This window comes from Paenibacillus sp. FSL W8-0426 (genome assembly GCF_037969725.1).
Lineage (GTDB): Bacteria > Bacillota > Bacilli > Paenibacillales > Paenibacillaceae > Paenibacillus > Paenibacillus hubeiensis.
The window spans coordinates 1,058,532-1,075,780 of record NZ_CP150203.1 but is presented as its reverse complement, the minus strand read 5'-3'; the positions used below and the strand labels follow the sequence as shown (position 1 = coordinate 1,075,780).

13 protein-coding genes are annotated in these 17,249 nt (G+C 52.2%); 1 reads left to right on the top strand and 12 read right to left on the bottom strand.

The features are described from left to right. Window positions 1-225: 225 nt before the first annotated feature. The 4 genes from MKY59_RS04885 to MKY59_RS04870 all read right to left on the bottom strand — a co-directional run bounded on the left by MKY59_RS04885 (window position 226) and on the right by MKY59_RS04870 (window position 4,486). The gene (locus MKY59_RS04885; protein ID WP_339276314.1) at window positions 226-1,569 is read right to left on the bottom strand and encodes a sugar ABC transporter substrate-binding protein; all 1,344 of its coding nucleotides are present in this window, start codon (window positions 1,567-1,569) and stop codon (window positions 226-228) included. Window positions 1,570-1,637: 68 nt separating this feature from the next. Next, on the bottom strand, window positions 1,638-2,471 hold the full coding sequence (locus MKY59_RS04880) for a carbohydrate ABC transporter permease (protein ID WP_339276313.1): 834 nt from the start codon (window positions 2,469-2,471) through the stop codon (window positions 1,638-1,640). Between the two features lie 12 nt (window positions 2,472-2,483). Next, complete coding sequence (locus tag MKY59_RS04875; protein ID WP_339276311.1) at window positions 2,484-3,374, bottom strand: sugar ABC transporter permease; 891 nt, start codon at window positions 3,372-3,374, stop codon at window positions 2,484-2,486. Window positions 3,375-3,385: 11 nt separating this feature from the next. Further along, window positions 3,386-4,486 (bottom strand): Gfo/Idh/MocA family oxidoreductase, encoded by a 1,101-nt coding sequence (locus MKY59_RS04870; RefSeq protein ID WP_339276309.1) that lies wholly within the window; start codon window positions 4,484-4,486, stop codon window positions 3,386-3,388. Between the two features lie 634 nt (window positions 4,487-5,120). Here MKY59_RS04870 and MKY59_RS04865 point away from each other — a divergent pair. Next, window positions 5,121-7,106, top strand: a complete 1,986-nt coding sequence (locus MKY59_RS04865) for a DUF4832 domain-containing protein (RefSeq protein ID WP_339276308.1) — start codon at window positions 5,121-5,123, stop codon at window positions 7,104-7,106. 70 nt (window positions 7,107-7,176) lie between these two features. On the opposite strand, the gene MKY59_RS04860 is transcribed toward MKY59_RS04865, so the two are convergent. From MKY59_RS04860 to MKY59_RS04825, 8 genes are all read right to left on the bottom strand, one after another. Continuing rightward, window positions 7,177-9,021, bottom strand: a complete 1,845-nt coding sequence (locus MKY59_RS04860; protein ID WP_339276306.1) for an ABC transporter ATP-binding protein — start codon at window positions 9,019-9,021, stop codon at window positions 7,177-7,179. Further along, a complete protein-coding gene (locus MKY59_RS04855; protein ID WP_339276304.1) occupies window positions 9,002-10,786 on the bottom strand; it encodes an ABC transporter ATP-binding protein in 1,785 nt (594 codons plus the stop codon). Before MKY59_RS04855 ends, MKY59_RS04860 begins: the two co-directional genes overlap by 20 nt. Before the next feature lie 265 nt (window positions 10,787-11,051). Beyond that, window positions 11,052-11,627 (bottom strand): hypothetical protein, encoded by a 576-nt coding sequence (locus MKY59_RS04850; RefSeq protein WP_236420953.1) that lies wholly within the window; start codon window positions 11,625-11,627, stop codon window positions 11,052-11,054. Window positions 11,628-12,157: 530 nt separating this feature from the next. Continuing rightward, window positions 12,158-13,261, bottom strand: a complete 1,104-nt coding sequence (locus MKY59_RS04845) for a toxic anion resistance protein (RefSeq protein WP_236420954.1) — start codon at window positions 13,259-13,261, stop codon at window positions 12,158-12,160. An 11-nt stretch (window positions 13,262-13,272) separates the two neighbouring features. Further along, a complete protein-coding gene (locus MKY59_RS04840; protein ID WP_339276301.1) occupies window positions 13,273-14,052 on the bottom strand; it encodes a hypothetical protein in 780 nt (259 codons plus the stop codon). 179 nt (window positions 14,053-14,231) lie between these two features. Beyond that, window positions 14,232-15,272, bottom strand: coding sequence for an ATP-grasp domain-containing protein (locus MKY59_RS04835; protein ID WP_339276300.1), 1,041 nt, complete (start codon window positions 15,270-15,272; stop codon window positions 14,232-14,234). Then, the gene (locus MKY59_RS04830; protein WP_339276299.1) at window positions 15,269-16,096 is read right to left on the bottom strand and encodes an HAD family hydrolase; all 828 of its coding nucleotides are present in this window, start codon (window positions 16,094-16,096) and stop codon (window positions 15,269-15,271) included. Before MKY59_RS04830 ends, MKY59_RS04835 begins: the two co-directional genes overlap by 4 nt. Next, window positions 16,093-17,244 (bottom strand): cysteine protease StiP family protein, encoded by a 1,152-nt coding sequence (locus MKY59_RS04825; protein ID WP_339276298.1) that lies wholly within the window; start codon window positions 17,242-17,244, stop codon window positions 16,093-16,095. The genes MKY59_RS04830 and MKY59_RS04825 overlap by 4 nt, the downstream gene beginning before the upstream one ends. Between the last annotated feature and the right edge of the window lie 5 nt (window positions 17,245-17,249).

Below are 17,249 nucleotides of genomic sequence, written 5' to 3'. Positions count from 1 at the left end.
GCGGCAAATTTAATCTTATATTTCAGTTTGAAAGAAGTCAACGTGACGTCATGCATGCCACCATGGCTCGCGTCCCCACAAGCAACGGAACCGTTTCTCGCAAATGAAGACGGCAGCCCGGGTCGGACCCGGGACTGCCGCTTATTCCAGTATTTTTGCCTACATCGATACATTTGAATCCAATCCCATATTTACTCCTGAACGAATAGTTTCATCACGATCTGATTATTGCATCTTGGACGCCAGATCCTGAAGCGCCGCATCCAAGTCGCCTTCCCCTGCAAGGGGGAGCTTCAGCGACTGTTCGCCATATGTCCATACCAGATCGGTTTTCTTCGTGGTGAACGGCGAAACGATGCCGTACTGCTGTGCATCCAGGAATATCTTATTGTCTTCTCCGACGGTGGCGATATACGCATCCGCTGCCGCTTTATTCGCCGGAATGGAGTATCCTTGCTTCGCCAGTTCGGTCTGTCCGTCCGGGCCGGCAAGCCATGCGAGCAATTTATAGGCGGCCTCTTCATGCGCGGTGTTCGCGCTGATCGCAATGCCTGCCGGTTGAACCACGGTCTGATTCGTTTTGAATTTCGGCAAATACGAAATGCCGTAGTTCACTCCGGCCTCCTGATAGTTGGTGGTGTTCCAGCTTCCGCCCGGATTCATCGCCACCTTTGCCGTGGTGATCGCCAGGTTGACCTGGCCTCCCAACCCTTCAATCTGAGCAGGGGTGGTGTTGATTTTTTTGTTTTTGGTCAGATCGATGAAATAATTCAGCACTTCCTTCGCTTCCGGTGTATCCAGGGCAAGGGAACCGTCGTCATTCACCAGCTTCGCGCCGTTGGACCACAGCTCAGGCTCCAGGAACCAGTCCATCGTCGACCCTGGCGAAACGGACATGCCCCACTGTACAATGTTGTTGGCATCGAACCCTGATTCGGCCGCAGTTTTCCCGTTTTTGTCCAGCGTCATTTTGGTGGCTATATCAGCAATTTCATCCCACGTCGGTTCAAGTGACGGTACCGCTGCTTGCTGAGGATTCGTCGCAGGGTCCTCAAACATGTCTTTGTTGTAATACCATACGATGACATTGGCATCGATCGGCAAAGATACTTGTTTGCCCTGATATTGGTGAAGCCCCAGCAGGCTTTTGTCCACATTGTTCAGATCGAACCCGTTCTCGGCGAGCAGTCCGTCCAATTCCTTAAAAATACCCAGCTCGGCGTATTTCTCCACGTAGGCGTAACTGGTTTTGAACACGTCGGGGAGCGTGCCCCCGGCTGCATTCGCCGTCAACCCATCCCAATAGCTGCCCCAATCCTTGCCCTCCAGCTTGACCTTCACATCCGGATTCGCCTTCATGAATTGATCCAGAAGTTCCTGCGTCCGGTGCAGCTCTTCTGCCGTTCCCCACTGGGAGTACGTTATCGTTACAGGTTCGCCCGGAGTGCCGCCGCCTTCGGCAGAACTCCCGGATTCGGAAGATCCCCCGCTTCCACATCCACTGATGACCATCATCGCCGCCAGCACAAGTGCCCACACATTAAACAGCCGTTTGCCCTTTGTTCTCATATACAACTCCCCTTTACGTCTAATCGAAAAGTCATGGCGATGCAAAAACCGGAAAACCGACAGTTCGTTTACCCCTTGGTGCCCGTCAGCACCACCCCCTCGACGATATAACGCTGCGCAAACAGATACAGCAGGCCAATCGGCAGTATGCTGATGAATGCTCCCGCGGCAAGCGCGGGCAGATCTTGGCTGGTCTGGCCGATCAGCAGTTGCAGTCCGACGCTCAGCGTGAACATTTCCGCATTTTTGATATAAAGGAACGGCCCCAGAAAATCGAGCCAGGAATTCACGAAGGCAAAAATAATGGTTGTCATGATAATCGGTTTGGATAGCGGCATGATCACTCTGGCGTATACCGTCCAGCGATTGCCGCCGTCGAGATAAGTCGCCTCGTCCAGCTCTTGGGGAATGGTCATGAAAAATTGCCGGAACAGGAAAATGTAATAGGCTCCGCCAAGCCAGGATGGAACGATGAGCGGCAACCAGGTGTCGATCCAATGCAGCTTGGTAAAAAGGACGTATGAGGGGATCATCATGATGGACGGGGGAATCATTAACGTGACCAGCACGATGGGAAACAGAATATTCCGGTATCTGGTAGCAAACCGCGAGAATCCGTAAGCGACAAGAGAACTGGACACCACAGCTCCCGCCGCAACGAAAAACGAGATGAACAACGAATTTTGTATCCAGTGCCACATCATCGGCTGTACGGCGAACAACCGTTCAAAAGCTTCAAGACTGAATTTCTCCGGCAAGACCGTAGGAGGTACCCTGTACGTCTCAGCCTTGGTTTTCAGCATGGTCGACAGCATCCACACCAATGGTCCTGCAAACAGCATTAAAGCTGCGATAAGCAATGTATATTGGGACGCTTTTGCCACGATTTTGCGGCTGCTCATATTGCTCTCCTCCTAACGTTCTCCCTCGTAGTAGACGAAGCGGTTCGAAATTTTCATCAGGATCAGCGTCGCCAGCGAGATCAGCGCGAACAGGAAAATCGACTGCGACATCGCCATGCTGAACTTCAGGTCGGTGAAGGCTGATTTGTAGATATTGTAAACAAACGTATAAGCAGCGTAGTTCGGTCCTCCCTTGGAAAGCAGCAGCGCTTCCGTGAACATCTGAAAGTTGTACATCGTCTGAATGATGATAACAAACAGGATGGAGGGACTGATCATCGGCAAGGTAATGTGAAAAAAACGCCGAACGCCTCTGGCGCCGTCTATGGCCGCAGCTTCATACAAATGTTTGGGCACGTTTTTCAGCGCCGCCAGGAAAATGAGTACGCCGCTGCCGGAGATCCAGACCTGCAGCATGATGATGACGGGCTTGATCGTATGTTCGCCGCCGATCCAATCCACTTTGCCCATGCCAAGCGCCCCGAGCACGCCGTTCAGAATGCCGAATTCGGAATTGAATACGAGCCGCCAGATGATGACCGTGGCTACGATGGGAACTAAAGTGGGCAAATAAAAGAAGGTGCGGAACAGCGCGATGCCTCTGACATTGAAATTGAGCAGCATCGCCAGGCCAAGCATGCCCGCCGTCACGATGGGAACGCCGAATCCGACAAAATAGAGGGTGTTCAGCAAGCTTTTAAAAAAAACGGGGTCATCCATCATGTGCATAAAATTGTCAAAGCCGACAAAATTGTATTGAGTGGCTCCGGGAAGTCTCGCGTCCGTAAACGCGTAAAAAACCGAGGTTCCGAAAGGAATCATGAAAAAGGTGATAAACCCAATGATCCAGGGCAGGATGAAAAGGAAAAACAGCAGCGTGTCATATTTTCTCAGTCCATTCATGATGACACCCCTCAGCCGGAAATTTCTTCTAAGTATACATACCGTTCTTCAATGATCGATTTCTCTGCCGCGAGGGCAATCAACAGAGCGTCGCGTCCGACCTGCGCACTGGCAAACGGCTGCTTTCCTTCCCGTACGCATTTCAAAAAATCTATGCGCTGGGTCTGCCCTCCCGTATGCCCGCCCATGATGGAATCGGAAGCCACGTCAATGTCGAGATGGTCTTTGGTCCAGTCCTGCCCTCCTACGATATCAATCGTTTTGTCGTTCCGGGCTACCATCTGGCCGCCGTTCTCTCCGATGAGGCCGATCTCAAGTCCTTCACCCATCAGATTTCGCGGTTTCAAATACATGCACAGGCCCAGATTGGCCTTGCTGCCGTTATCATAATCAATGGTGATAAAGGCATGGTCCACGATCGATGTATCCGAAATTTCTTTGGGCTCGTAGTGGCTGTAAGAGTTCCGAATCAAGTTAGGCTCACCCTGCTTCATAACGTGTTGTCCCCCGGAGGCAAAAACGCGTACCGGCTTCGCCTGGATCATCCAATTGAAAATATCGAAATGGTGGCAGTCCTTCTCGACGATCGCACCGCCGGATTTGGATTTGTCGTAGAACCAGTCCGCAGGCGGGAAAGGATCGCGAAACTCCTTGCACCACATCAATTTCACGTCGCCAAGGCGTCCGCTCTCCAGTTCTCTCGCCATCCGTCGGTACAGATTGGAATATCGGTACACCAGCCCGATCTGCAGCGTGCGCCCTGCCGTCTCGGCAGCCTGAATGATGGCATCGCAATCCTCGATCGTATGGGCTACCGGCTTTTCCAGAAATACATGCTTGCCTGCCTCCAGGAAAGCTACTGCAACTTCCCGGTGCAAATAGTTGGGAACACTGATGACGACGGCATCCAGATCTTCTTTTTGCAGCAATTCCCGATAATCCTTCACCACGACCGGACGGCTGTGTTTGAGCTCGGCCAGCGTTCGCTCCACATTCGCTTCGTTCATGTCGCAAACATAACGGACTTCGCTCTCCTCAAGCCGATCAAAACCGATGCAATGATGCGACCCCATATCCCCAACGCCGATAAAACCCATTTTTATCTTATCCATGCTCACACTCTCCGTTACTCATAAATTTGCGGCAAAAGCCTTAAAGCGATAATGATGTCAACAAAGCTAACAAGGGATTGAATATGTATCGATAGTAAAATAGTTCAGAATGATTGTCAATCGTTTTTGGCTAAATTTTAAATTATCTTTGCGGCAATAAAATTCAATCATTTTATTAATAACACAGGAAGATATTTGTTTATTCATAGCGTGTTAAGCGTTTACATTTTATTTATTGTATTATATAATTTAAGGGAAATCCAATATTTTTGCGGCAAAATTGAATCAATGTTTCTTTTGATATATACATCACTTTTCCGAAAACAACCTTACATTTTCAGGGAAAATACATGAATAGTTTGAGAAATTTTGGATTGAATCTCTTCCAGTCTTCCCCTATAATGCAATGTAGACGTGGATCCCGTCGATCGCAACGATCATTTTATGTTTTTGCCGCAAACATTTATTTTAATTTTTCATGCCTCATCCCCTATGATTGCCATTACCATGACATGAAACGTCACTATTCCTCCGCCTTTTTTGACTGAAGCAAACTACTTTTCCCACCTTATGAACGACATCAAGACGAGAAAGCGTAAGCGAATAACCTACATTCCGTATTAGGAGGTTTACCATGAACACATTGTTCAACCGAAGCAAACGGACCATCGGATTGGTTTTTGCTCTCATTCTCATGTTCACCCTGTTCTTGCCTGGTGCTGCTCCAAAAGCTTCTGCCGCCACGATCACCATTGATGGCAACGTCAGCGACTGGAGCGGAATTGCTGCGCTCGCAAGCCAATCAGGCACGGCTCAGACGCTTAAAGCAACCCATGACGGGACAAATTTGTACCTGCTCGTTCAGGGCTCAGGTTTGAGTACGACTATGGGAAACTTCTGGATTAATGCCGATAACGATGCCTCGACAGGATACCAAGCGTCCGGCTGGGCGGCCACCGGAGTCGAATGGCTGCTTGAAAATCAAGGACTATACCGTTATGGCGGCAGCGGCACCGATTGGGTTTGGAATTCGGCCGCAACATTGACGAATTCCCAATTTTATCGCAATTCCTCCGTCATCGAGGTTGCCATTCCTTTGGCCACCCTGCAGGTCGGAGCAGGCAGCACGGTTCGGGTCGGTTACATTGATAACGGTTCAGATACGGCCAGACTGCCGGCAGCAGGCCAAGCGCTGCCAGGCTATTCGCTGACCTCCGGTTCCGAAGGCGGTTCCGGCAATGAAACGGTCGCGTACCCTCTGGAGCTCGTTAGTCCGCTTAACAATCCATTCAAAGGCTGGGCCCCTTCCGCCAAATCCACCGACTATGCACAGCCACACAGACTGGTGTATGCCGGGGTTACCTGGAAGGAGCTGGAGCCCGTCAAAGGAACGTATGACTTCAGCGCAATCGAAGCAACGAATCATTTTGCCTACTGGAAAAACAAGGGCGTCAAAGTGGTGCTGCGCTTCATTCTGGACAGCCCGACCGGTCAAGCTCACCGCGATATTCCAGACTGGCTTTACAACGATATGGTCGCGCGCGGGGAATCGCCCGGAACACCTTACAGCGACGAAACCGGAGGTATGGGCACAGGGAACAATACGGGCTTTTCGCCGAATTACAGCTCTTCTTATCTCCAGGAACGGCATAAATTGGCCATCGAGGCCATTGCGGCACACTATAATACCAATGATCGCCCGGTTGCGTTCATCCAGATCGGTTCTCTTGGTCACTGGGGCGAGTTCCATACCTGGCCTTATGTAGGCCCCAATGGCGAAACCAATTACACCGGGGTTTTCCCTCCCAATGCCGTTTCGAACGTTTACGTGCAGCATTACATTGACGCTTTTGCCGGCAAGGAGGACAAGATGCAGGTCTTGATCCGCCGCAGCATCGCTTTGGCGAAAACCAACAACAAGGGCATGATCATGGGCATGTTCAACGACGTGTTTGGACACAAGGACAGTTTCGATGCGGATTGGGGTTGGTACACCGGCACTCAGAACGGGTACTGGGATGATATCGGCCAGCAGCAGCCCGCACACGCCAACTTCTGGGAGACGCGCATCTCGGGCGGCGAATTCTACGGGGGCGCTTCCGGCATGCTTGCCGCATTGACCAGCGGCAGCGGATATACGGAAACTTTGCGCCAAACCGAGCTGAGCAAACCAAGCTGGCTAGGACCCAACTCGCCGGCGTCCCTTCCGCTCAATCATGCGCTTCAAGCCAATATCGATGCCTTGAAGAAACGCATGGGTTACCACTTCGTGGTGAAGGAAATCTCCCATCCTTCCACCATTACCGGGAACACGTTTACGCCAACGATTCAGATCGAAAATAAAGGCGTGCAGCATTTCCCGTTTGCATGGGCGGTGGAAATTCAGCTGCGGAGCGGAAATACGGTCGTTGCCAAAAAGACAACGTCAGCGAACTTGACCACTTGGAAAACGGGCAGCTACACGCTGACCGATTCCATCCCCGTATCGGGCTTGGCCTCAGGCACCTATGACATCGCCATCGCGATCATCGATCCGGCAACGAATAAACCCGGGGTGGATTTTGCGAATACGAACAGGCTCGCGGACGGCGCATACAAACTCAGCAGTGTAACCAAGTAAACGGATAGACAAGAAAGAGCAGGATCAGAGGACATTATGCCTCAGAACCCTGCTCTTTTTCGCATTCTCCTTATTGCAATGCCTTTTTCCGCAACTGGCTGTAATACAACTCGCTATAGAACCCGCCTTGTGCAAGCAGCTGCTCATGCGATCCTTGTTCCAGCAGCCGCCCGTCCTTCAGCACCAAAATCCGGTCAGCCTGCCGGATCGTATTCAGCCTGTGGGCAATAACGAAACTGGTCCGTCCCTGCATCAGCCGCTGCAATCCCTCCTGGATTTTGATCTCCGTCACGGTATCGATACTGCTCGTCGCTTCATCCAGCACAAGCATGGAAGGATCGGCCAGAATCGCACGCGCAATGGCAAGCAGCTGCTTCTGGCCCTGGCTGATGCCGCTGCCTCCGTCCTGCAGCACTTTATCGTAGCCGTCCTTCATGCGCACGATAAAGGAGTGGGCATTGGCCAGACGGGAAGCCGCCTCGACTTCCTCATCGGTGGCATCCAGACGGCCAAACCGGATGTTCTCGCGAATCGTGCCTTGAAACAGGAACGAATCCTGCAGCACAAACGCCATATGCGAGCGCAGGTTTTCGCGCCGAATGGTCGTAATGTCGCGGCCATCGACGGTAAGCAGGCCACCTGTCGGGTCATAGAAGCGGGACAGCAGCTGAATCAACGTCGTTTTGCCTGCGCCGGTCGGTCCGACAAGCGCGATCATTTCGCCGGGTTTTGCCTCAAAGCTGATGTCGTGCAGAATGCTGCGCCCCTCGTCATATCCAAAGGAAACGTGCTCGAAGCGGACCGCACCCTGCACCTGCTCCAAGGATACCGCCGCGCCTTCATCCTTCGCTTCCTCGTCTTCGTCCAATACCTCAAACACGCGCTCTGCGCCAGCAATCGCCGACAGCAGCGTGTTCCACTGGTTGGCGAGATCGTTCAGCGGACGCGTAAACTGGCGGGCATATTCCACGAAGATGATAATGACGCCGACCGTCACCGAACCCTGGATAGCCAAAATGCCGCCGATCCCGGCCACGATGGCAAAGCTCAGATTGTTCAAACCGTTCATCAGCTTTGGAATGAAACCGGATATCGTCTGTGCCCAGAACGCCGAGATGCGGATTCGCATGTTGCGTTCCTCGAAGCCGCGAATAACCCGTTCCTCTTGGGAAAATGCCTTAATGATCCGTTGCCCCGATAACGTTTCTTCAATATATCCGTTCAATTCACCCAAATTGCGCTGGCGCTCCTTGAACAGCGGCCCGGTTCTGCGTGTAATCCAGCGCATGCCGAGGGCCATCAGCGGCACCACCGTAAACGTCAACAGGGTGAGCAGCGGACTCAGCCAGACCATCACCCCGAAGGTCCCGAGCAGCGTAAGCACGCTGGAGAAAATTTGGATAGCCGAGCTGCTCAGCGTACCGCTCACATTTTCAATATCGTTCGTCACCCGGCTCATAATCTCGCCTTGCTGGCGCTTGCCGAAGAACGGGATCGGCAGCTTGTGCAAGTGGGAGAACAAGTCGTAACGCATGCGGTACACGGTTTCCTGGGCGACCTCGATCATCCAGATGTTTTGCAGCCAGGACGTCAGCGAGAAAAGCAGATAGACTGCTGCCAATGCCAGCAGGAACAACGTCCAGCCGCCTTCCCCCGCGTCACCGGAGATATAACGGTCCACGGCCATGCCGACCATGTAGGGACCAAGCAAAGCAAGGGCCGAACTGGCCAATACCATGAGAAGCACCATGCCCAGCTTGACTTTGCGCCGCGCCAGATATGCCCAGACCCGGCTTAACGTGCCTGACCAGTTCTTCGCCCTCGCTTTGGGCTTGCGGCCTCCGCCTTCCCGGAAAACGTTCGGGTCAACCGGGGGCGGCGGCTGGCGGAAAGGTTCAATGAATGCTTTGAACATGCGGCGTACCCTCCCCGTATTGTGATTGATGGATGCGGCGGTATAACTCGGACGATTCCATCAGGTCCTCGTGTTTGCCTTGTCCGATCAGCCTGCCCTCATCGAGCAGCAGGATCAGGTCGGCCGAAGTGGTGGAGCTGATTTTCTGCGTAATGATGAAGGTGGTGCACGAGAGCTCCTCCAGCGCATCCAGCAGCTTGGCTTCCGTGGCCACATCCAGCGCGCTGGTGCTGTCGTCCAAAATAAGAATGCTTGGACGGCGAATCAACGCGCGGGCGATGGACAAGCGCTGTTTCTGCCCGCCGGACAAATTGACTCCGCGCTGGCCTAGCATCGTATCGTAACCATCCGGCAGCTTCTCGATCGTTTCATGGATCTGGGCGCGGCGGGCCGCTTCCTGGATCTCCTCCAGCGTAGCGTCTTCCCGTCCCCAGGCAATATTATCCTTCACGGAACCCGTAAAAAGAATAACCTCCTGCGGAACGTATCCGATCGCTCCCCGCAAGGCCGTCACGTCATACTCGTCGGCATTCGTGCCGTCGATGCGAACGATGCCCCGATCCTGGGCATACAGCCTTGGAATCAGCTGCACCAGCGTCGACTTGCCGGAACCGGTGGCCCCCATAATCGCGATCCGTTCGCCTTGCTTGGCCGTAAAACTGATGTCCGACAGCACCGTGATGTCGCTGTTCGGGTAATGGAACTGAACGTCGCGAAATTCGACTGCGCCCCGAACGGCAGCTCTCTTCCCGGTACCCACAGCATTGGAAATTGCATGCGGCGTCGCTCCTGGCTGCCCAGCCATCACCGAATCGATGCCGTCTTCGGGCGTGTCCAGCACCTCATGGATCCGCTGCGCGGATGCGCTCGCTCTGGAGAACGTGACGAGAATCCACGATAATGCCGACAGCGCGCCGATGGTTCGCAGCAAATAGTTGATGACGGCAACCACTTCGCCCACGCTGGCATGGCCCACGGCGATGTCCCGGCGGCCAAACCAGAGGACGGCGATGATGCACAGGTTCATGACCAGCAGCATGAACGGCATCGTTGTCTCCGTCAGGCGCAGCGCGGAGATCGTGCCTTTCATCAGCTTGCCGCTGAATCCGGCAAAGCGCTCGATCTCATGGCCCATTCGCACGAATACCCGAATCAGCCGAATGCCTGTCAGATTTTCCTGGATGACGCCGTTAACGGCATCCAGCCTCCGCTGCACGTTGCGGAACAGCAGCGCTGCTTTTTTGATCATATACACCACGCAGAGCAGCAGCACCGGAACCATGACGACCAGCAGCAGCCCCAGCTTCGCATTGACCACCACGGCCATAATAACGCTTCCAATCACAACCAGCGGGACCCTCGTCATGAAGCGCAAGCTCATGAATATCGTGTCCTGTACTTGGGTGATATCCCCGGTTAGACGGGTGATCAGCGATGAGGTCGCAAAACGGTTGAATACCGAATACGTGAACGACTGCACTTTGCCGTATAGTCTCTCCCGCAAGTCGTAACCAAACCCGAGGCTCGCATGTGATGCAAAAAACGAACTCGCAATGCCCGCGGCGAAGGCCACGACGGCACTGCCTACCAATACGCCGCCCCACAGCCAAACGACCGACAGATCTCCCTGCTGGATCCCGTGGTCAATGATTTTGGAGATCAGATAAGGCTGGGCCAATTCGACGGTCAGCTCAATCAGCATCATCACCAAGGCTGCAATCGCGGCGACTCGGTACTTTTTCAGATAAACCAACAGCTTGATCATTATCCATACCTCCAGCCCGGAGGGCTTGTTCCTTTGCCCAAGCACACGTCAAATTTACAATAGCCGCTCCGTTCGTTCCCTTTCTTGTAATCTATGTAAAATTTCACGTACCCAATACGGCTATTATAGCGCATTTTGCACGAATGAACCGCCAATATCTTCTTCCCCTATCATGATTACCCTGAAATGGACGCCAAGAACGCCTCCTTGCAAAAAGAAAAACCCGGGCAATCATGCCGCCCAGGCCTCATTATTCATAGTATGTCTACCATCTTCTGCGGTCATGGTCCCCGTAACCCGGATCATAACCATTCATGCGCTCAAACTTCTCGCCAGTCTCTTTATAAATGCGAATCAAGGCTTGTACCTTGGCAAAGTCAGCATCCTCCGGTCCAATGCCTTCCATGAACATGCGCTGAATGATTTGCTGGAAAAAATCCACTCGTGACCGAATCTGCTCCAGTTCAAGCTGCAGCACTTCATCAAAAGTATGATTCTCTATGTATCGCATAAGTTCGTCATCCTCGTCATAACGGTCTCCCAACCTGCGATCGGATAGTCGGTCTTCATAAACATCCGGTTGATCCAGGTTAATCGTGGTCCGCAATTGGGATAACATGATTTTTTCCTTGGCCAGCATGACATGAAAATCCTTGTTCTTCAGCAATTCAGACACGATCAGCCGGCACATGTCGCGGTTTTCGATCAGAATGCCGTCGAACGGATGCAGCGTCCAGCCTTCTTGCGTCCAAAACAAATTAAAGTTGAACATCTCGCTGCCGTACCTGTACTGAATGTTAATTTTGGTCTCGTCAATAATCTCGAATGAAAACTCCAGCATCTTAAGCAGACTCCTTCATGAACTCCCAAAGTTTACCTATATTCTATCAAACCATGCTTGAAAAATATAGTTCATTAGCGTTCATTCAACTCTGCAATAGACTCTGCCTTTTCACTGCTGGCTACCACGATCAGAACTAGCAGAATACCGGCAATAATGATAGGTAACATCGTATGATCCCTCCCGCAAAAGTGGCGATCCTTCTTCCTTACCAGAATGTATGCGAAGAAATTCGATGTATGCCATTATTTCCGCTGCCTGTCCAACATATACAAAAAAGATGCCTCACGGTGAGACATCTCTTCAAACTTGATTTTAGTTATTTGGTTATTATATAAACCGCACTAAACTATCACACAGGGCACTGCGAGTCCAGTACCATCTTCCGATCGCTGTTATCCCCAGATTTTTTCAAATTCCCTTTTTCTAAGGGGAAATCCGGTGATAAATGCGACCGCTTCGCTTCTCCAGATTGGTTCTGCCTCTCCGTTAACGTGTGTATCTTTTTTGCGGTTTATATAGATGGTGAATTAGTCCAAAAAAGACTGGATGGCACTGCGGTCCGGCTGTCCCGCGCTCCGAATGGCTTGTTGGCTGGAACCTTCCAGAGCCAATCTCTCACTCATTTTAGCGTTAAGCGCCGTCATTTTCGCCGTATAATCGTTGCAGCTCTCGATAATTCTGCGATTGGACTGCTCGGAAAGATCCAGTGCAGACATCAGATCGCCGATGGCCTGGTTCACCGACTCGATGGACATGGCCGGCTTGGACAACAGATCGTTGGTCCGTTCCGTCGTCGTGCGCAGCAGCCTTGCATTTTCCTTGAATTGATCCTCGATCGTTTTGTTGGTCGCCTCTACGGCATTAATGACCTTCTCTTGATCATTGAGCGCCATTGCAATCATCGCGGATACCGTGATCAGGTTGGCCGTTTTGTCGATCGCGTTATTGACCGAATCAATGAGCTTGTCGTTGTTGTCATTGATGATGTCCGTAGCGGCAATAGCCTGGTTGTACAGCATGATCATTTCCGTCATGGACTGTATGCGGGTAACCACTTTACGCAATCCACGTTCGAGATGTGGCCTGCGCGTTTCGTTCTCCGGTTTGGCAATCTCGGCCTCGAACAATGCCTTCAATTGGTTGCCGAAGGCAATCTTCGTCTGAATATTGTAAATCTCCTGCATGGAGGAGCGCTTCAGCTGCCGCATGTTTACGATATTTTCCTCAAGATTATCCTTCCCGTCCCGGAGGCCGTTGATGATGCTGTCGATATTTTTGCGCACCGATTGGTATCGGTAGACGTAATTTTTGAGCGGACTCTTACGCAGCAGCCTTCCAACAAAACTTACGTTTTTGCTCTGCTGCAAGCTCTCGCATTCATCGCGCAGTTTCAGGATCATGTTGGACACTTCAGCTCGGTTGCCTGACATCAGATCGTTCACGGGCCGATCCAGAAGCTTGAGCGTCTGCCCTGCCTTTTCCTGCGTCTTGACGCCAAGCTTGCCGATATCATCCATAAGCGTGTCCAGTTGGAGTGCATCGCTCTGCGCCACCTTTTGGATCAGCTGAGCTGCCTCCTGTTGTATGCGCTGCTCGTCTTCCTGTTTTAATTGAAGCAATTCCGTAGCCATGTCGTTCCCTCCTATAGCTCCGATCCGTTGTATCGCTGATGAATCAGCTCTGCCTTGTTCTGCAGCTCCATCAGATCTTTATGCTCGATGGTTGATACAATTTCGGATATTTTTGAATCCACATCCTTCAAACCGCCCAGCAATGTTCGCCGGTTCGTACGTTTCGCCTCGCCGCTCAGGCGCAAGAACGGATTGATTAATCCGTTCAGGTCTTTTAGAATCAATCGCCGCACCATATGGTTAATATCCCCGTTATTCAACTCGTTCAGAGCAGGAATGACACGCTGCAAACGCGCGAATAATGCCAAGGACTTCTCAACGATTTCGTTGTCCAGTTCATTCTTTTGCCCTTCGGAAATAACCATGTCTTCCAGAACCTCAAGGTACTCGATGACGGGACCAAACACGGGATCAAGCTTACTGATTTCGGCAGCTCCCTGGTCTTGAGCTGGGGGCTCCTGCCCGAATCTGACCGAAGCTGCTGTTTGCTGACCATCACCCGCTTGTCCCTGAGGGCTTCTCTGAAGCTCCCCATTGTCCGTGCTTCCACCTGGCTGCCAATCCTGCAAGTTCTTTTGGTTGGCACGATTTCCACGACGATCATCATTCAGGCGAGCTGCATCTTGGGAAGCACTCCGTGACCGGGATGCAGCAGACGGTAACATTCCGGCAACCAATGTGGTCACTGCGGGAATGGCCCAGGACACAAATTCGGGAACAAAAGGACTGCTGACCGCAGCGACGACATATCCGATTAGCGCTCCCCATCCGATTTTTGTTTTCCGTAACATGATTAGTCCTCCTGACTATAACAGCACCTGCAACGCCAACCGCGACGCACCCTCTCAGTAGACAGACCGCCCTTAGTCGTAGATTTTCTTGCAATATCAGGATGCCTATTCTTCGAGGTGCAAGCTTTCTGATATTATAAAAAAACCGTTCAGAAAGTGTCAAACTATGGAAAGCAGCCCTAAGTACCAACAACCTTTCCCGGATCAATAACCAGCGGCTGTTCGACATGGCTGCCAAGAATGCCGTACTTCGGCTGCAAAGGCCCAACTTCGTATCCCAAAGCAAGCTTTACGGCCAAATACGGAAAGTTGATTCCCGATAGACAGGATACATGCAGGCCACCCGACATACGCGGATTGATTTCCAGCAGTTTGGGGACGTCTCCGCGGTATTTCATCTGGATGTTAAAATTGTAAGGAATGCGGTATGCCTCCGCCACATCCTGCGCAATTTTCAGCAGTTCGGGATGCTCCTCCAGCAATCGCAAACGTCCGCCTGCCTTACGGCGCGGCACGGCGGCGAGCAGATCTCCATTCCCGCCCGCAAGGCAGTCGATGCTGTACTCGTAGCCCTCTAACCGTTCCATCACCATCGTTTTAGGGAAAGATTCCACCGAGGAGAACGCATCAAGCGCGTCTTGGTAAGAAATGCGGTTCTGCGCATGGCCGAACAGCTCCTGCAATCGATCCCTGCTGTTATCGATCACCCGGAAGCCCACCCCGCCTTCCCCGTTGCAGGGCTTGAAGCATACTTCGTGCCCACGGGCAGAAAGGGCTTCGTACGCTTCCCGAAACTCAGCGGCATTGCTTGCCGTGAAGTACTCGGGAATGCTCATGATTCCTTTCTCCCGGACGGACTCGTAGAACCGGTCCTTCTCCATAAGCTGCTCCAAAAGCTCTGTATCCGTGCAAACGATGACTTTGGTGCCGATCTCTTCGAACAGGTGCACATGCCTGCTTATATCAAGCATGTTCCAGCGAGGGATAAAGACATCAATTTGGTGTCGGCGGCAAAAGTCCAGACAGAAATCTACATATTCCCTTCCAGTGACTTTCGGTTCCACTTCCGCATAATCGCATCCCTGCAGCGCCATATTTCCAGGATCGGAATGTGTGCCGTAAATTTCGAACGGCATCCCATCCTCGTTGTTACGGATCAAATTCATGTAGTGATATGCAACCGAGAACCAGCGATTAAAATAAATGCGCACTTTGCTCATGAGGCAGCCTCTCCCGTCAATGCTTGATGTGTTGTCCGTACATAATCCACGATCTCGTTTGCCGCAAATATGCCGGCTTGTTCCGTAAAACGATATGGGATTTGTTCAGGATGGCGCTGCTTCTCCCGATATAACTCGCCATGCCGAGGGGCTATCGCATAGTCGGCAGCATCCAGGAGGCAGCGATCCAGCAAAGAATCCCCTGAGGCAAGGACCGGCCCGTCTCCAACGCGCTCTCGCACATAAGCCACGGCATCCCACTTGTTCACCGCCGAGGGAACAAGGTATAATTTGCGCCCCTGAATGGAAGCTTCCCAGCCCAAGCGCCCAAGCTGTTCGATCTTTTCCATGACTGCCTCCAGCGGCATGCGATTCCGATGAATGACGTATGCGTAGAACAGCCCGTCGCACAATCGTTCTCCGGCCACCCAGTCCGTACTCAGTATGGGTTCAATAAGTCGTCTCGCTTCTTCGGGCGCTGCGGACTCTTCCATCAGCCTGGCCCGAACACGCTTATGCCACGTTTGATCAACAAGTCCGTCGACCAGAATATTTCCACCATTGCTGGTGATGGCAAAGGACGGCAAGAGGTCTTGTTGAAAAATAACGATCCGCTTATACTGTTCGACTGTCCGGGTCGTCACCGGGACAAAGGTAACCTCTTCTGCAAGCGACTGAAGCTGCCTCAGGGCAACCTCAGACATATAAGCGGACAGTTCCCCCTTAATCCATTCCGCAGGCACAAGCCCAGGGGTTTCTTCCGACACTCCCATCGAGCGGCGGGAATAGATCAACGTCTGATCCAAATCGCTGGCATAGATCATTCTCCGCCCCCCTTAACCGATTGAATGATTCCGCAACAGGAGTACGTTAGTCCGGGAAATACTTCCACAGGAACGTTACGATCCTTCGCAAGCAGCATGATGTGCTTCAAATTCGGATTATCGGGGGAATCAATGAGGATTTTCCATGGAACACGCCGCAGCAGCACTCTGGTGGTTTCCCCGATTCCGGGCTTCACCATATTGACGTCATCAATGCCGAATGCCTCTTGAATGGAACGGATATCCTTCATGCCTTGCCAAGTCACCGCAGGGGGATGCAGCAGCGCGTCTTCTGCCTGCCGCTGCGCCAAATCCGACACTTCGGCGAAACAGCTGGATATTCTATCGACGAAATGCCGGGACAAATCGGATTCGGACCACTCCTTGTACCACTTGGCACCATGGAAATCCTCCGGTCCGATCAGGTCGTCCCGCAGAACCGTCCGGCTCATTAATCCGGAGACGGTCGAATTCAGGCAGGCGCTTGGAATGAGGTAGTCCTCTCGCGTGCCATAGGTGGCGGAACATTGTCCCGGATCTGCAAGCACGGCCAGATCGTCATCGAGTCTGATTCCGTAGCGTTCCTCCAGCATACGGCAAGCGTCCATCAGAACATGGCGTATCGCCCCCTTGCCCGTCCATCCATCAATGAATTGCAGTCTGGCATCTGCTCCATGCTGCTGCAAAATATAAAGAATCGCATTCTCGTCGATGCCTTTGCCACGAATGATCGAAATGCTGTAATGGGGAAGATCCCGATTCGTTTTCATTTTAATGTAGCGTTTGATCAAAATGCCGATCGGCGTCCCTGCGCGCGCAAGCGATACCAGAACCGGTGGCGGCCCCTGCTTCCGCAAAATCATCTCGGCTACCGTGGCGGCAGCCAAAGCCACTTTCGCGGCGGAGTGTTCAAGCGTTTCATGAAACAAAGCTATATATTCATCCGTAGGGTGATATTCCACAGGCAGCATTTCCGAATAATGCACGCCTGATTGAATGGCATGTTCACGTTCCTCGGTCTCTTTTTCCAAATTCACATTACTTAGGTCCTTTAACAGAAAAACAACGTCAGACGGGTCATAACTCCCCATCGGTACAGGCGGGTTCACCTTACGCTGCATGACTTGCTCAATAACGGATACATTCATGCCCC

Coding starts and splice junctions, on each gene's coding strand:
- MKY59_RS04860 (WP_339276306.1), bottom strand. CDS start 9,021: ATGTTCAAAGCATTCATTGAACCTTTCCGCCAGCCGCCGCCCCCGGTT.
- MKY59_RS04835 (WP_339276300.1), bottom strand. CDS start 15,272: ATGAGCAAAGTGCGCATTTATTTTAATCGCTGGTTCTCGGTTGCATAT.
- MKY59_RS04855 (WP_339276304.1), bottom strand. CDS start 10,786: ATGATCAAGCTGTTGGTTTATCTGAAAAAGTACCGAGTCGCCGCGATT.
- MKY59_RS04840 (WP_339276301.1), bottom strand. CDS start 14,052: ATGTTACGGAAAACAAAAATCGGATGGGGAGCGCTAATCGGATATGTC.
- MKY59_RS04845 (WP_236420954.1), bottom strand. CDS start 13,261: ATGGCTACGGAATTGCTTCAATTAAAACAGGAAGACGAGCAGCGCATA.
- MKY59_RS04830 (WP_339276299.1), bottom strand. CDS start 16,096: ATGATCTATGCCAGCGATTTGGATCAGACGTTGATCTATTCCCGCCGC.
- MKY59_RS04880 (WP_339276313.1), bottom strand. CDS start 2,471: ATGAGCAGCCGCAAAATCGTGGCAAAAGCGTCCCAATATACATTGCTT.
- MKY59_RS04875 (WP_339276311.1), bottom strand. CDS start 3,374: ATGAATGGACTGAGAAAATATGACACGCTGCTGTTTTTCCTTTTCATC.
- MKY59_RS04870 (WP_339276309.1), bottom strand. CDS start 4,486: ATGGATAAGATAAAAATGGGTTTTATCGGCGTTGGGGATATGGGGTCG.
- MKY59_RS04850 (WP_236420953.1), bottom strand. CDS start 11,627: ATGCTGGAGTTTTCATTCGAGATTATTGACGAGACCAAAATTAACATT.
- MKY59_RS04885 (WP_339276314.1), bottom strand. CDS start 1,569: ATGAGAACAAAGGGCAAACGGCTGTTTAATGTGTGGGCACTTGTGCTG.
- MKY59_RS04865 (WP_339276308.1), top strand. CDS start 5,121: ATGAACACATTGTTCAACCGAAGCAAACGGACCATCGGATTGGTTTTT.
- MKY59_RS04825 (WP_339276298.1), bottom strand. CDS start 17,244: ATGAATGTATCCGTTATTGAGCAAGTCATGCAGCGTAAGGTGAACCCG.